This is a genomic window from Bacillus sp. TE9106W (genome assembly GCF_054062215.1).
In genome coordinates, this window is record NZ_JBSSFA010000003.1 from 163,103 (window position 1) to 178,412 (window position 15,310).

Here is a 15,310-nt window from a genome sequence, read left to right on the forward strand (position 1 = left end):
TATTACATAGTGATTACAAGAAAAAACACCTGCTCGCGAGCAGGCGTTTTTAAAGGATTTCATCTGGGTTTTGAGGATGATGATTTCCCTCTTTCTTTTCATCTTTTTGGAACATCGATTGAATTTTATCAATTGTTTGTGGAGCTAATTCAATCATTTTTTCCGCTAAATGTGTCGCATTTTGTAGATGCAGAATATTTACTCCATCTTTATTCACCACAAGAAATGCTACTGGTGTAATAGAAACACCACCCGCGCTACCGCCACCAAATGCAGGGTTACCGTTCGCTCTTTGTCCATCATTCGTTTGGAAATCAGAACCTCCTGCTCCAAAACCGAACGCTACTTTAGAAACCGTTAACACTACACCACCGTCAGCCGTCTGAACAGGCTCTCCAACAATCGTATTTACATCGACCATTTCTTTTAAATTTTCCATTGCTGCTTTCATTAACCCTTGAATTGGATGATCCACCGTTCATAACCTCCTTTGTCATATCTTTCCTAGTTTTTCCGAAAGTTTGTGAACTAAACATAAAATTTTATATTGCTTTCAAAAAACTCAAGTTATAAAATTCAGAAAAATAAAAAAATATTCCATTTTATGATGATACGAAAATTAAGAAAGATCATGAACAAGTATCCGCTTACCCAAAAGAAGAAGCAGCCCATAACTGATTTATTATTGGAGATATAGGGTCTTTCGGTTATGAAACAGACTTTCAAGATCTGTGGGGAGTATTTAAAGAGAATGGAACATTAAAATCAATTTTACTCGGCTTCCATGATTCATTTATACCATATAGTAAAGAAAAATTTGTTACCTCTCATTATAAGGCACTTCTTTCCGCATATAAGCTGATAAAACTCTGTGGAAAGTCAACTATTGTTGAACGATTTAAAACTGTTTCAAATATACAGCTCGGTGCTAAAAATGAAATGTATTTTATAAATGTCTAGATGCCGACAACTTACCTAGTACGCCTGGCCAAGAAACAATTAAACTTGCCACACTAGATGTTGTAGAGCGAATTATGCAATTGCGGAGTAACATCATTGAATTTCCTACAAGATCAAACTGCTGAGGAATACACACTATTAGGGGAGCACCAATATATTGGAAAAATCCACGTTAAGAGCATGCAAGATTTCATACAGGTTTTTGGCTAATTCAGTAACATACGAGAACCCTAAAACCTACGCTAGGATAGGGATACATATAAAGTTGCATAAAATTATATAAAAAGAAAAAGGCAGATTCCTTTTGAGGGTAGGATTTCTCCATGTGCTTGCTACCAATCAGGAGACGTTATGTTAATTGAGGATGAACACAATATATAATAAAAATCCCTCGTTTTTTCTTCTTATCACATGATAAAATGATTATAAGTGATAATTTTCGAAATCATTAGAGAATACAAAAGGATTGATTACATGAAAAAAGGATTAGGATTACTTGTAACTATAATGATTGAAGCTGGAATTGTATATAAATCATCTAAGATCTTAAAATGGAGTTTTGTTGATTTAACTTTCTTCGCTGGAATATGTTTTGTCATTATTACATATTACTTTAGCAGTAAAGACGGATTTGCTAGCAACAGTGTTCGCCTTCAAGCTCAAGCTAGATTGGGTATTAAAGTAGCGGAAGAAAAATTTGAATTAAGTGTAAATCCTATTTTAATAGGATCTATTGTTTATACAGTATTATCTTTAATACTTGTAGTAATAAGTTATTGGGATTACTTTATCAAATAATTTTCACTTTCAATAACGAGAATTATGTAAATGAGCTGTCCAAACGGATGGCTTATTTTATTTTTCACCTATCTTCCAATTATCATAATTAGGTGTTCTATATCCTCTATTTTAATAACTGTTCCAATTGGAACGGTTTCATAGTTATTTATTCTCTTTTTTCATTGATTTTTTCCATGAGATTTTGAACAACTATATTCCACAATAAAGAAAGTGCAGTGACAAACAGTACTGCTAAAGAAAAATAAATTTTATCCTTTCATGTATCATATACAATCATACCTAGCATAATCATTATTAACACACCAATACATATCATTATTTTCGAAAACTTTCGTATTTTATAATCACTCTTCTTTCTCAAATTCAAACGAAAAACCTCCACCATAACCATAAGAGACTATTCCCTACTTACTAATTATAGTAAGACTCTCTCCAACTCTTATGGAAAATTTATTATTAACATTTCTCAATCAATAAAAAATTCCTAGGTGTTTATTCACCTCTATTTGTAATTTTTTTAGCTAAACGATTAAATAATACTGAACTTCCATATGCCAACATCCCAATACTAATCATACCAATACTGAAAAATAGTTTCTGCCATAAATTAAATGGGAAAAACCACCCTGCAATAACAAGTACCATTGTGCCAATAATAATCATAAATTTGCCTTGCTTAAGCATATCGTTGCTCCTTTTTCTTTTTCAGATAAAATTAAAACTATAACTATAACGTTAAAAGAGGCAACTGGTAGGTCACCCCCCAATTAAAACTATTAGTTATACATGTTACATATTTTCAGCTGTGATTCCATACAATCTATCTCTATTTTTCTCTCTTCTTTTTTCGATTTTTAAACATAATCTCTAACACTACCACTGTGGTGAATCCTACAGTTAGTTGTAACCCTATAAACAGCAGTTTATCATTTAAAGGAACATCAGGTGCACTCCACAGTAGTACCGGAGGGATAAGTATACCTATGATTACAATGGTTCTCATTATCTTTCCCATTTTGTTTCCCCTTTCGTATTTTTAAAATCTATATGTATTTTCCAACCACTTTACAATTCTACTAATTCACTCTCAGTCATATATCCTCTATGCATTTCCTCTACAATCTTATCATGATTAAAACGTAATACTTTTTCATCACCTAAATAGCCCACTGGATAAGGAACACCTACATAATCAAAATCATGTTTATCTGCTGAAATGATCATTCTTCCAATAACCATAACAGGTTGGTTTAATTCTTTTAGCTTTACAACTGAACCAATCGGGAAAAGCTTCATCGTCATTCGTCATTCTTCATTCTTTTTAGATATATTCTTCGACTTGTTACTCAAAATTTCTAATAGATAGGAAATTCCAATACCTATTCCACCAATAATTAATGCTGCAATAGCTGTTAAAAACCTTTTTCCCATTGGCTGTGGAAAAAAGAATGAAGAAAAAAATAGCACCACGGTAAAAATACACATCAAAATACGTCCTTGTTTAAACATGTGTGCTTACTCCTTTTTTCAGCTTTCAAGAAAAAACCTCCTCCGAAACCTTTATGGGTTATCTCCCTCGAAATTGCTCTTAATAGATATTATTATCATGATGATTTCCCCCTATTGTATTCGCCTTATTTATGTTTAAATTTACTATGCGTTCGTTCATAAAATTTATTAGTCCCAAGTGCACATGCTCCTAAAATAAGAACACCTATAATAAAAGCAACCTTTTTAGGTAATTCATAAGGAGACATTATAGCAACTACAAGAAATATAGCAATTGCAACATATGTAATATATTTTCCAGCCTTAAATGGTTGCATATTCATACGCTCCTCTCTTAATCCTCAAACTTAATGGTATCGCCTACAACATAACCCATGGTCTCCTATAACTAGAGTAAAATCTAATATAAGAAAAGATTTCATTCAACTTCTTACTTATTAACCGTAACTTCTATTGCTAGTTTGGCTGTCTACATAATCAAAATTACATTTATGTGCCGATTCGACCATTATAACAATAATCATCAAAAGTGTTTTAATCCCTCTAGTTTCACTACTACTCCAATCGACAAAAGTTTTATTTATTTCACTTTTTATGTATCTTTTGATAAATTCGTTCAAATAAAACTGAAGACCACACAGCTATTACACCGAATAAAAATATTACGAGTACATTTATTAATCTTGTTTTATTGTCTACTGGCACCATAAAACTCGCGATGAGCGTTACTAATGTGCCAATAACAATTATAATTCTTCCTTGCTTTAACATTTAGTTACTCCTTTTTCTATTGAATTTCTCCATAAGATTTATAACAAATGTGTTCCATACTAAAGAAAATCCAGTAAATATAAGAACAGCTAGTGAAATAACAATTTTATCTTTCCACGTTTCTCCATTTACCATAGCTAATGTAATGAATAATACTGCTGTGGCGCATATTACTATTTGTGTAACTTTGCGCATATTCCCCCTCCTTACACACCTTAATCATCAAACTTTCCTACTTCTTTCATTAAAATTCCTTTTTCTAGTTCCTCCGACTCAATCACAATTGCCATCAATCCCTTTTCTGTACTCGTTTCATGAAATTCACCCTTCTCCCAAAACACAGCTTGTCCCGCTTCCACCTTCACTTTTTCTTTATTTGCCCCGCATACATATCCTTCTCCGTCCACAATAAGAAGCAGTTGCGATACAACTGCTTCATGATATCCAATTATTCCATTCTCTTTTACATGCATAGCACCGATATGTATATTCCCTTGATGGTTTACTATTTTCGACATTACGAAATTAGATTGAAATGCTGTAATTTGCTTTCCTACTTTTTCACTAAAATCAAAGATTTTCACTTCTAGTCCTCCTTATATGTATAAAACCATCCTTACTGTCTGCATCATATGTCCTTCAAAATCTTCTTCAAATTCCTCTAATTGTGCAAAACCTTTCGCTTCATAAAAACGTTTTCCTTTTTCATTCGCTGCTTCTACATGAATGTATAGTTTCCGAATTCCTTTTAATACTGTTAACCCTTTTTGTAATAAAGCACTTCCTATCCCTTTCCCTTGTTGATCTGGTAGCAAATAAATCACACCTAATTCTGCTTCGTTTTGCAGTCTAACAGGTGAAAAATTTGCAAAGCCAATTACTTCTCCCTCTTCTTCTGCAACGAATAAATGTGTATTCTCAAGACGATATTTCATTTTTTCATCAGAATAAGCCTCGTCTAAAAAACTGTCTTGAATCTCTCTCGGAATAATGCCTTCGTATGTATCATGCCAAGCTATTTTCGCTACTGATTGTACAGCATGAATATCTTCTTGCTTCATTTCTCTAATTACATATGTAATCTCGATGTCTCCATTCTCTTTACATTATATTCTGCTAATATACTAGAAGAAATGGCAGAACCATTTTCATAATCCACCTTAATTAATTTTAATTTTTCAATGCTTCCCATTCTTCACGAATCATTCCCATTCGAATAGAGTCATAGTACGTTCCGTTATAATAACGGCATTTGCGCATTCTACCTTCTAAGCTCATTCCTATTTTCTCCGCTACTTTCATCATTCGTTCATTACCAGACCAAGTCGTGAGCCCTACTCTACCAATCTCCATCTTTTCAAATAGTAAATCCCGATATAACGTTAACGCTTCTGTACCATAACCACCATTCCAGTAAGCCGGATTATAAATGACAATTCCCATCTCCAACCAACGCGTCGGTTTATACTCCCAATAAAATCCGACCGTCCCTATAACTTGACCGTTATTTTCTATAATTAAATTGGATAGCGGTTCTTCTTTTAAACGAGTTTGCATCTTTTCCTTATAGGCTGAGTATTCTTGCATCGAAAACGAAAAATACGGTGCATCCCATTTTTTCCATTCTGGATTTTCTTCTTTAAACACGAGATTCCATAATGTTTTTATATCTGATTCTTCAATTGTACGAATTGTTACTCTATCCCCTTTTATGATTACGCTTTTCATAATTTCCTCCTACACTCCTCTTTATTTCATATATAATTATAATATTTTTTCTGAAAAATCAAAACAGATATCGTTTATTATATTGTATAATTTTGTTATAAGATAACAATTATGCATGTAGAAAGCTGGTGATTCAATGAATAATCGATTTAGTATTACTTTATTTCTCACTATTGTTACGACAAATATTATTCTCTATTTCTTCTTACCATCAAATATTGTTACGAAATGGGACTTCAATGGAACACCTACATCAACAATGGATAAAGGCACTTTTGTTATCGTAAATATAATTATATGTTCCTTCGTATTCTTTTTATTTTTAGCTTTATCTAAAGCAGCGAGTAACCAGAAATTTCTCCATTTAATCGGCAACACAATGTTACTATTCTTATTTTTTGTTGATATTGTCATTGCCCTTATCGCTCTTGGCTTTTCACTTCCTCTTGATCATTTCATATTTTTAGCATTAGGGCTTTTATTTATCCTTTTCGGCAAGAAAACTCCATCTGATTTGTGTTACGGGTGAAACCCAACAATTCAGGTGGTGATGAATTGCCGTAGAAGGTAGGCTGAACTCTTTTGTTTCGCTCATAATAATGTTTGAAGGCGAATGTTTGTTTCTTTTTTTCTTGCGATATCATGTAGATAAGGAGGAAATAGATTGTAAGACAACGAAATTAGATAATGATTCTCATTCCTCTACTTGATCCAAAAGGAATTACGATGAAGAAGATGTTCTTGTTCCATTTCTTTCTAAATGTTGATTTGTCAAAAAAATTTAAAAATTCCTCTAAGAAAGGTGGTGAAAACAATGGCTAGAAAGAAAGCAGTGAAAGTATTACGTAAACAAAAGAAAAGAGAAACGATGCAACGATTCACGCAGAAACAGAATATCGGACGAGCTTGTCTGACTGCAAAAGAATTCCGCTTACTGCAACGCATGTCACATAGTTCAAAAGCGTTGCGAAATGTTGGCTTGTACACGATGAAACAAAGTTACTTGAATCATAACAGGATGGCTACTGTAAAAGAAGTGGACACTGCCATGCAAGCCAATATGAACTACCCAGGAGTTCAATCAAACTCTGTTCAAGCGATTCGTAGATCCTTATTTACAGAAGTGAAGAGCTTTTTTAAGGCATTGGAACAGTGGAAGAAAAATCCCGAGAAGTTCACAGGTCGTCCGAAGTTTCCAAATTATTCTCGTTCCACTGACAAACGAATCATTGAAATCTATCAAGTGCCAAAAGTGGATGAGAACGGGTATTGGATCATTCCAATGAATGTTGCATTCAGAAAAAAATTCGGTTCTATTAAAATACGTATGCCAAAAAATTTAAGAAATAAAAACATCTCCTACATTGAGATTGTACCGAAGCAAAAAGGTCGGTTCTTTGAGGTGCATTATACATATGAAATGCACGTTTCTCAAATGAAGAAACCATCCACGACTACGAGTAACGCTTTGAGTTGCGATTTAGGTGTAGACAGATTAGTAAGTTGCGTAACCCATACAGGTGATGCCTTCTTAATTGATGGAAAAAAACTAAAATCCATAAACCAGTACTTCAACAAAATGATATGTAACCTCCAACAGAAAAATATGGACAATGGAATTTCAAAACGTATTGTAACGAATAAAATGGCTGCACTTTGGCATAAACGAGAAAGACAAATAAACGGTTACATTGCACAAACGGTAGGCCTATTGTTCAAAAAAGTGAAAGAATTCGATATAGATACGATTGTTATAGGGTATAACGCTGGTTGGAAACAAAAATCTCATATGGGGAAAAAGAATAATCAAAAGTTTGTTCAAATCCCATTTCAAAAATTGATTGCTGCGATTGAGAATAAATGTGTAAAAGAAGGCATCCGATTTTTCAAACAAGAAGAAAGCTATACTTCAAAAGCTAGTTTTCTTGATAAGGATCCGGTTCCAGTTTGGTCTAAGGATGATAGGACGCAGTATCGCTTTAGCGGCAAACGAATTACTCGTGGTATGTATCAAAGTAAAGCAGGAACATGTATTCATGCTGATATTAATGGTGCGCTGAATACATTGAAAAAATCAGGAGTTATAGAATGGGATGACAATCTGAAAGTAAAAACGCCGATTCTATTAGAAGTGCAAAAACGTAAGGCTGTTACTTCGCGCATAGCTTAGTGGGTGCGTCAACCATCCATGTGTACTTGACTTGTCGGGGCTTGTAGCACACGCCGGATTCATCTGAGTGGTGGCTTCTTCCACAAGGGAGAACTGCTCTTTTTCGAAAGGGTGGTGCAAGTGGGAAAACAATCGTTCGTTGTCAGTACCAACCAAAAACAGACTTGGGGTGTTACCATAAGGTGGCATGAATGCTAGAGCGTCAAACTGTCTAGCGATAGACGAAAAGACCTAGCGTTCGAACTCAAGCCCCCACTGAAAGGCTTTATCTCAGTGGGGGTAGTTGACATTAATAGGCTATTTCAGTTCCAAAATTGATACGACTAAATCAACCGTTTCATTGGAGTGGAATGATAAGCACCTTGAAAAAAGAGCTTCAAATATTTGTAGTATTTCAATGATAATAGCAGGTATTTTCCTAGCGGGGCTCCCATTTATCATTTCTGCTCCGTATAGAGGTTATGCTATACTAGCAATTATTTTAGGAATGACGCTTGTCATTTTACCGAGTACGATTTATTTACTTATTAAAGACAGCAAACAATCTACTCATTTAAAAAGGTAATAAAAAAATAGGAGGTTGCCTCCCTCCTATTTCAACTAAATATTTTCTTTTTCACCTTTTCTATCTCAACTAAAATCCCTTTCTCTATCCAGCCTTCTACTCCATCTTTTTTAATTAAATCATAGCCTGAGCAGCTACCATCAATGAGAGAAACAATATCCCCTTTTCTTACGCTTATTTGTGCACAAGAAATATCGGTTTTCACTGTGTATTCACCTGAATCTAGTTGCTTAATGTATTCATCTTTCACAGAAAGTAGTGTATTCGTTTCCTTTTGCCTGCATATTGTGTAATCTTGCTTCTTCTCAATAAGCTCTATGTAATAATGTGGATAGGTAACCCCGCCCTGCATTGTTGCATCGGCATGAAAATCTGCTATTACTTCATATTCTGGAAAATAGTCTACATATGTATAAGAAAACTTATCACTTGCACTTGTCCTCTGAATGATAAATGCATTTAATTGTCCTGCCTCTTTAATCGCATTTCCGCCGTCAATTGCTATAATCTTTTTCTTCTTATCAATAACTGGATTGTTAGACGGTGCCTTCTCTGAGTAGTTTACAACAGGCCAATGACCAACAACTACATACTTATTTGCTTTATGTGATTGATTGAAAAACTCCGGCATTGCTATCGCATTTTTTCGTTCTGTTTCTTTCCAATCCTCTCTATCTTCAAGGCCAGCATGTACAAAGATATAATCTTCCGTTTCAATAGCTGTTGGTAATTCTGTTAGCCACTTTATTTCTTTTGAGAAATGACCCATCAATATGTTTTTCACTTCACAAATATCACTTTCTTCATGAACGGTAACATCCAATTGTGCTAGCCATTCATTGAAAATTGTATTCTTTCGCGTACATAAATAATTTATTAATGCAGGATTTTCATTTACAAGCGCTTCAACTACAACTTCACAATTCCCTTCTATTACATACACATTTGGCTTACTAGCTACTAGATCCATCACATAGTTTACGACGCCAATGCTATCTCTTCCTTTCTCACAAAGATCACCATTAATAATTAAATAATCTTCATCTTTAAAATTAACTTTATGTAGTAATTCCTTAAAAAGATCTATTTCTCCATGAATATCAGAAATAATAATGACTCTTACATCATTTGGTATAGATAATTCCTTTATTTTTTCCAAGTTTAAACGCTCCTAACATTCTCTGAATTCAATATTCCATTTTAAATTTCTAATATTCGACAAATCATATCGCTAGACCTGTCCCTAGCTCAAATCTGAAAAAGAAAATAGGTTCCATATATTTTTACACACGGAACCTACTTAGTATTATAACTCTTTATAAAAAGAATAGCTTACCTTATCAAAACCCTCTCTTTCATAAAAACGATGTGCATCAATTCTTGGAAACGCAGATGTAAGAACGATAGAACTGCACCCTTTTTCTTTCCCCCATTTTTCTACATATGACAGCAGAACATTACCATACCCTTTTGATCTGTGAGCTTCCGCAGTTACAAGATCATATACAAAAACATGTTTCTCATTATAAAAATTCGTACAAATCGCTACACCTGCTAAACTAACCACTGCTTCCTCTTCATTACATAGCGAAAATAGTTTATAACTTTCTTCTTTCATTTTTTGAAATAAACAACTTGCTTCTTCTCTTGAAAGTTTTGTTCGCAGCTGCTGTAATACGGGAAATACTTCATGTAAATCTGCTTCTGTTACTACTTCTTTAATATTCATTATGATTCTCTCCTTACTATTTATAAAATTTTCTAAATGCTATATCATCATTATAGAAAGCGACTGCCCTTAGTTTAAGTGACAGTTCAATTCTTTTTTATAAGGACAGTTTTAAAGGAGCGTTCATAACATGGATTTTACTATTCCATTACAATTACAAAGTAAGAAACCCATTTACTTACAAATTTACAAATATATGAAACAAGAAATCTCTCTAGGATCACTACGTGCTGGTACACGCCTTCCTTCTCATAGAAATTTAGCTATGCAACTTAATGTGAGCCGTATTACAGTTGAATCCGCTTATCAACAATTACAAGCTGAAGGGTATGTAGAAAGCAAACCGAAACGTGGGATTTTTGTTGCGGAAGTTGATATTGATGTCATTCAAAAGAAACAGCAAATTGCGTCAAACATTGCTAACAATAAAGAAAGCGAACAATATGATTATGATTGTAGTCAAGGGCTTATTGATCAAAAGGCTTTTCCGATAACAAACTGGAAAAGAGCATTACACGAAACTTTATTTCAATATGAAGATGAATTATTTGCTAAAGAAGATCCACAAGGTGAGCTCGTTCTACGAGAACATATTTCAAAGTATTTATATCATGCTCGCGGGGTACATTCTTCACCTGATCAAATTATTGTTGGAGCAGGTACGCAACCTCTTCTTTGGCTACTCCTTCAACTACTTGGTTCAAAAAAAGAATACGGAATCGAAAATCCTGGATTTCACCGTATACCTGCCATGATTCAAAGTTGTGGCCTTCCTGTTCACCCGATTCCTTTAGATGATAAAGGGATTCATATTTCCGCTTTACGTGAATCGGGGGCCAATGTTGCATATGTCACTCCATCTCACCAATTCCCACTCGGAATCATTATGCCGTTATCTAGAAGACTCGAGTTATTAAAATGGGCAAATGATTGTAAGGGGTATATTATTGAAGATGATTACGACGGAGAATTTCGCTATATAGGAAAACCTATTCCTTCTTTACAAGGGCTAGATTCAAATGAACGTGTTATTTATATGGGAACTTTCTCGAAATCTTTTTTACCTTCTTTACGAATGGGATATATCGTTTTACCACCTCATCTTTTAAAAGTCTATAAAGAACTTGGTGGTATGTTTAAACAAACTGTCTCTACAATGCAACAACTTACCTTCGCCACCTTTATTCAAAATGGGGATTGGGAACGTCATATTAACCGAAGTCGTACGTTATATAAAAGAAAACATATTTCTTTAATTAAATCTATTACAAACGAAATGGGAAATAACGTTCATATACTCGGTGAACAATCCGGACTTCATATTGTACTTCACGTTCATAATGGGATGAACGAACGAGAACTTCTTCATGCAGCTGCAAAACAACGTATTAAGTTATACCCTCTCTCGACATACGATTCTGTTCATAATGTAAGGGAGGAATCGTATGTATTACTCGGTTTTGGCAGTATTCCAGAGGATTATATCGAAACTGTTGTCAAATTACTGAAAAAAGCGTGGTTCCCTAAATAAAAATAGCTCCACGCAAGTTATACTTACGTGGAGCTATTTTCATGCACTATTTTTCTGATCTCATTGCCCTTCCCGGACGTTTGACACCAGTTGTTTCTGTTGAATAGGAAGCTTCAATAATAGCAGTTGGATCTACAGAGAGAACGAGATCTTTCATTTTCGGATAAATGAAACGGTTTGTAATACAATAAATGATTCTCTTATGTTCTCCTAAAAAACCACCTTCTCCATGTAGATACGTAACGGATAATTGCAATTCTTTCATAAGTAGATCGCCTATTTCTTTATTTTTACCAGAAATAATCATAACACTCTTTCCTTGATTAATGCCATCTAATATGAAATCAATCATCTTCGTAACAATATAGAAAATTGCTAATGAGAACATCGCTTGTTCAATTGAGAATAAAATGGCAACAAAGATGAAAATAACCGCATTTACTGCAAGTAAAAATGTACTAATCGGCACTTTAAAATGTTTATTCATCCAAACAGCTAACATTTCTGATCCATCAATTGCTCCGCCCATTTTTACTACAATCCCTACACCAACACCAAATAGAACTCCTCCATAAAGAACAATTAACAATTCAGAAGTTGTAATTGCTGGAAATGGTTTCAAATAAATCAATCCAAGTGTTGTCACAACATTTGCATAGGATGTACGGATAAAGAACTTCTTTCCCATTACTTTTGCAGTAAATAATAAAATCGGGATATTAATTCCTAAGAACACTCCATAAAGCGGCAATCCTGCAACTTTATTCGCCATAATAGCAATGGCTGTTACCCCGCCATCTACTAATCCATTAGGCGCTAAAATAAGCTCTAATGAACCCGCTACAATAATTGAGCCAATTGTTAATAATACGTATTCAAATACTTTCTTCATTCATTACCCCCAAAACTTATATATTTTCTTAGTATTATTTTAACGTAATTTTACTACTAATTCAAAGATATCAGTTTATATACACAAAAGTTTCACCTTTACAGTGATTTTTTATATAATTTATTTATAGAAACACACTTACATAGTACAGTAAGTGTGTTCCAAACATTTATTTAAGTTTTAAGTAGGAATTCATTTTCATTTTAAATATTTCATCAACTGCCCTATTATATCCACCAGCACTGCGAAGTGACTCTCCAACTTTACGACTATTTTCCTTAAACGTTACATCATACATTACTTTCTTTACAGTCTCACGTAACAATTCAGAAGTTAATTCTTTACGATTAAGCCTTATTCCTGCCCCTACTTCATTCACTCGTTTCGCAACTAAAGGCTGATCTCCTGTTACCGGAATTACAACTAACGGGACACCGTAATATAGTGCTTCACTCGAACTATTCATACCACCGTGTGTCACGAATACATCAGCATGCTGTAATACTTCTAATTGTGGCACATAATTATACAACTTAAAGTTATTCGGAATGTTTTCAAACTGACTTATATTTATCTTCTTACCAACAGCTAATATGACTGTCGCTTCTACCCCTTTAAACGCTTCAAAACATTTTTCATATAACTCAGGTTGTTCATTAAAAACTGTTCCCATAGAAATAAAAATCAATTTTTCACCTTTTAAATCTTCCATAGGAAAGCTACCTACTTCTTTTCGAGTAGCAATTGATGGACCGACAAACTTATACGATTCATCGAATACACCTGAACGTGGTTGATATTCCTTTGAAGTGTATACGATGGTAATATCACCAGGGTGATTCATAATATCGTACATACTATTACATTTCATTCCATACTGTCTATTCCATTTTTCCATTCCCGCTAAACAAGATTGATATAACGGATTCGTTTCATCTACTTGTCTCGATTCTTGTTCATCGTTAAAAGTAATGTACTGATTAAAAGCAAACGTTGTACAAGAAGAAACGCTAGGTAATTGTAAAACATTCGCTATAATACGTCCTACTGGAAAATGATTATCGTATAGTAAGTAATCGTACTTTTCTCCTTTTGTTTCTTCTACAATTTGGGTAACAATACGCTCTGATGCTTCAATCATATGGGATAGCATAGTCAAAGGACTCCCACCTTCGTTTACTCGTTCCATAATATTAATTTGAGAGAGAAAATTCTCAAACTCTCGGAATTCTGCGCCTGTTGCTTCAACCTTCTTTCTATAATCTTCAATACAATACGAAACAACTGTTTCCCCTCGCCGAATTAACTCACTTACAATAGCTATAGTGGGATTTATATGACCTTCTCCAGGGAAATTTATTACGAGTACATTTGCCATCATATTCTCTCCTATCTAATATTATTAATAATTAATTATATTAATTAATTTAAAACTATTATAAAGGAATCTATTCTACTTCTTCATATTTTTCTCTTCATTTTATTATTGAGAAATATTTTTCATAACCTATGTTATAACCCTATTGAAAGTACGCTTAACACTTCATTTATTGAAAAATACGAGATTTATATTCGGGCATTTTACAGATTTATCATTAGAAATATTATTTTGATAATTCATACAAAAATAGAAAAATATAATTTCCACACTAACTTCTCATCATAAATGTATTTAAGTTCTATGTTGTCCCTATCATTATCCACTTCATACACATTCTGTTATATAATGAATTTATCGAATTTACAGAAAAAAGGAGCAACTTCATGCTACAACAACTCTTCGCTTCACCTATTTTATCTGTTCAAACTTTACATCCAGGTTATGAAGACCATGCAAGCGATGTGTTTCTCGTCCAAACAGAAGATGAAGAAGTCATCGTTCGTACTTCTAAAATGAATGAAGAGCCAAATAATGATTTTTGGTGGGGATGTAAAAACCTATTTGGAATTGATCCAAGGAACGTACATCATTTAGAACTTATACACGAATTATTGAAAAAGCATACTAACTTGCCCATCCCCACTATTTTGCAAAAACATGTTTTAAATGGCCGGAAGTTTGTTAGTGTCGAAAAACTAACAGGAAATACGCTGCAATCCTTTATCGGACAATCTGATTCAATTTTATTCAGCCTTGGAAAAGGACTAGCAGAAATTCATTCGTTTCAAGCAAAGTTTATAGGAAATCCATCAGGTACTTTCCAAGTTCCACTAGAAGAATTTAAGTCTCACATATTAAAAATCAGTAAAGAACTTGTAAATAGGTTTTATTCCAATAATGCGAGCATCCGTAACGCATTTCCTACTTTTGAACAACAACTTGCTTCCTTACCGGTACCAAGGGAAGCAACGCTCGTTTTAATTGATATGGATCCTACTCAGTTTTTATCAGATGGTACAACTATTACAGGTTTAGTAGATACAGAAGCTTACGCAATTGCTCCTCGAGAGTTTGAGTTTATCGGACTAGAATATGTACTTACCGAAAAAGAAGCGCGTGCCTTTAAAAGTGGTTACGAAACAATTATGCCTATTCCTCAACTTGAAAAGTGTAGACAGCCTTACCGTTATTTATACCGACTGTTGTCTGTTCAAGGGAGTGTGGAATTAGAAAAGTGGTTAAGTCACCCATCCTATTTTTAAATACGAATGTG

General features: G+C 33.9%; 19 protein-coding genes and 4 pseudogenes. 7 read left to right on the forward strand and 16 right to left on the reverse strand.

Annotated elements, in window-relative coordinates:
* Positions 1-49: 49 nt before the first annotated feature.
* Positions 50-475: a GerW family sporulation protein gene (ytfJ, locus tag ACVWY7_RS07190; protein WP_000349987.1), complete on the reverse strand. Its 426-nt coding sequence runs from the start codon at positions 473-475 to the stop codon at positions 50-52.
* Between the two features lie 206 nt (positions 476-681).
* Between ytfJ and ACVWY7_RS07195 the strand changes: the two are divergent.
* Positions 682-1,070, forward strand: a pseudogene (locus ACVWY7_RS07195) (GNAT family N-acetyltransferase); the annotation flags it as partial.
* Positions 1,071-1,434: 364 nt separating this feature from the next.
* Positions 1,435-1,758, forward strand: a complete 324-nt coding sequence (locus tag ACVWY7_RS07200) for a hypothetical protein (protein WP_000715530.1) — start codon at positions 1,435-1,437, stop codon at positions 1,756-1,758.
* Positions 1,759-2,253: 495 nt separating this feature from the next.
* On the opposite strand, the gene ACVWY7_RS07205 is transcribed toward ACVWY7_RS07200, so the two are convergent.
* From ACVWY7_RS07205 to ACVWY7_RS07255, 11 genes and pseudogenes are all read right to left on the reverse strand, one after another.
* Positions 2,254-2,445 carry a hypothetical protein gene (locus tag ACVWY7_RS07205; RefSeq protein WP_000917614.1) on the reverse strand — a complete coding sequence of 64 codons (192 nt, stop codon included), beginning with the start codon at positions 2,443-2,445 and terminating at the stop codon, positions 2,254-2,256.
* A 142-nt stretch (positions 2,446-2,587) separates the two neighbouring features.
* On the reverse strand, positions 2,588-2,776 hold the full coding sequence (locus ACVWY7_RS07210) for a hypothetical protein (protein WP_000516416.1): 189 nt from the start codon (positions 2,774-2,776) through the stop codon (positions 2,588-2,590).
* Between the two features lie 50 nt (positions 2,777-2,826).
* Entirely contained in the window at positions 2,827-3,057 is a 231-nt protein-coding gene (locus ACVWY7_RS07215; protein ID WP_002002623.1) for a DUF4176 domain-containing protein, read from the reverse strand.
* A gap of 9 nt (positions 3,058-3,066) precedes the next feature.
* Positions 3,067-3,270 (reverse strand): hypothetical protein, encoded by a 204-nt coding sequence (locus tag ACVWY7_RS07220; protein WP_000476180.1) that lies wholly within the window; start codon positions 3,268-3,270, stop codon positions 3,067-3,069.
* Between the two features lie 125 nt (positions 3,271-3,395).
* Positions 3,396-3,587, reverse strand: coding sequence for a hypothetical protein (locus tag ACVWY7_RS07225; RefSeq protein WP_001182252.1), 192 nt, complete (start codon positions 3,585-3,587; stop codon positions 3,396-3,398).
* 268 nt (positions 3,588-3,855) lie between these two features.
* Positions 3,856-4,041 (reverse strand): hypothetical protein, encoded by a 186-nt coding sequence (locus ACVWY7_RS07230; protein WP_000917621.1) that lies wholly within the window; start codon positions 4,039-4,041, stop codon positions 3,856-3,858.
* Complete coding sequence (locus tag ACVWY7_RS07235; protein ID WP_001233483.1) at positions 4,042-4,236, reverse strand: hypothetical protein; 195 nt, start codon at positions 4,234-4,236, stop codon at positions 4,042-4,044.
* 20 nt (positions 4,237-4,256) lie between these two features.
* Positions 4,257-4,625, reverse strand: a complete 369-nt coding sequence (locus tag ACVWY7_RS07240) for a cupin domain-containing protein (protein ID WP_000688097.1) — start codon at positions 4,623-4,625, stop codon at positions 4,257-4,259.
* Between the two features lie 12 nt (positions 4,626-4,637).
* Positions 4,638-5,123 carry an N-acetyltransferase family protein gene (locus ACVWY7_RS07245; protein ID WP_456523758.1) on the reverse strand — a complete coding sequence of 162 codons (486 nt, stop codon included), beginning with the start codon at positions 5,121-5,123 and terminating at the stop codon, positions 4,638-4,640.
* A pseudogene (locus ACVWY7_RS07250) lies at positions 5,111-5,233 on the reverse strand (2'-5' RNA ligase family protein); the annotation flags it as partial. The gene ACVWY7_RS07245 and the pseudogene ACVWY7_RS07250, both read right to left, overlap by 13 nt.
* Entirely contained in the window at positions 5,212-5,769 is a 558-nt protein-coding gene (locus ACVWY7_RS07255) for a GNAT family N-acetyltransferase (protein ID WP_000843680.1), read from the reverse strand. The gene ACVWY7_RS07255 and the pseudogene ACVWY7_RS07250, both read right to left, overlap by 22 nt.
* A gap of 136 nt (positions 5,770-5,905) precedes the next feature.
* Between ACVWY7_RS07255 and ACVWY7_RS07260 the strand changes: the two are divergent.
* The 3 genes and pseudogenes from ACVWY7_RS07260 to ACVWY7_RS07270 form a co-directional block, all read left to right on the forward strand.
* Positions 5,906-6,265: pseudogene (locus ACVWY7_RS07260) on the forward strand (DUF1648 domain-containing protein); the annotation flags it as partial.
* 318 nt (positions 6,266-6,583) lie between these two features.
* A complete protein-coding gene (locus ACVWY7_RS07265) occupies positions 6,584-7,939 on the forward strand; it encodes an RNA-guided endonuclease TnpB family protein (protein WP_456523726.1) in 1,356 nt (451 codons plus the stop codon).
* A 289-nt stretch (positions 7,940-8,228) separates the two neighbouring features.
* Positions 8,229-8,504 (forward strand): annotated as a pseudogene (locus ACVWY7_RS07270) (DUF1648 domain-containing protein); the annotation flags it as partial.
* Between the two features lie 31 nt (positions 8,505-8,535).
* Here ACVWY7_RS07270 and ACVWY7_RS07275 read toward each other — a convergent pair.
* Together ACVWY7_RS07275 and ACVWY7_RS07280 are read right to left on the reverse strand one after the other, a co-directional pair.
* On the reverse strand, positions 8,536-9,663 hold the full coding sequence (locus ACVWY7_RS07275; protein ID WP_000411288.1) for a metallophosphoesterase: 1,128 nt from the start codon (positions 9,661-9,663) through the stop codon (positions 8,536-8,538).
* 147 nt (positions 9,664-9,810) lie between these two features.
* On the reverse strand, positions 9,811-10,233 hold the full coding sequence (locus ACVWY7_RS07280) for a GNAT family N-acetyltransferase (RefSeq protein WP_001021913.1): 423 nt from the start codon (positions 10,231-10,233) through the stop codon (positions 9,811-9,813).
* 130 nt (positions 10,234-10,363) lie between these two features.
* Between ACVWY7_RS07280 and pdxR the strand changes: the two genes are divergently transcribed.
* Positions 10,364-11,764: a MocR-like pyridoxine biosynthesis transcription factor PdxR gene (gene pdxR, locus ACVWY7_RS07285; protein WP_073522981.1), complete on the forward strand. Its 1,401-nt coding sequence runs from the start codon at positions 10,364-10,366 to the stop codon at positions 11,762-11,764.
* 46 nt (positions 11,765-11,810) lie between these two features.
* On the opposite strand, the gene ACVWY7_RS07290 is transcribed toward pdxR, so the two are convergent.
* Positions 11,811-12,656: a YitT family protein gene (locus tag ACVWY7_RS07290; protein ID WP_000755132.1), complete on the reverse strand. Its 846-nt coding sequence runs from the start codon at positions 12,654-12,656 to the stop codon at positions 11,811-11,813.
* Between the two features lie 169 nt (positions 12,657-12,825).
* Complete coding sequence (locus tag ACVWY7_RS07295; RefSeq protein ID WP_000024444.1) at positions 12,826-14,034, reverse strand: macrolide family glycosyltransferase; 1,209 nt, start codon at positions 14,032-14,034, stop codon at positions 12,826-12,828.
* A 386-nt stretch (positions 14,035-14,420) separates the two neighbouring features.
* Here ACVWY7_RS07295 and ACVWY7_RS07300 point away from each other — a divergent pair, with 386 nt between their 5' ends.
* Complete coding sequence (locus ACVWY7_RS07300; RefSeq protein ID WP_073522978.1) at positions 14,421-15,299, forward strand: protein kinase family protein; 879 nt, start codon at positions 14,421-14,423, stop codon at positions 15,297-15,299.
* Positions 15,300-15,310 lie beyond the last annotated feature (11 nt).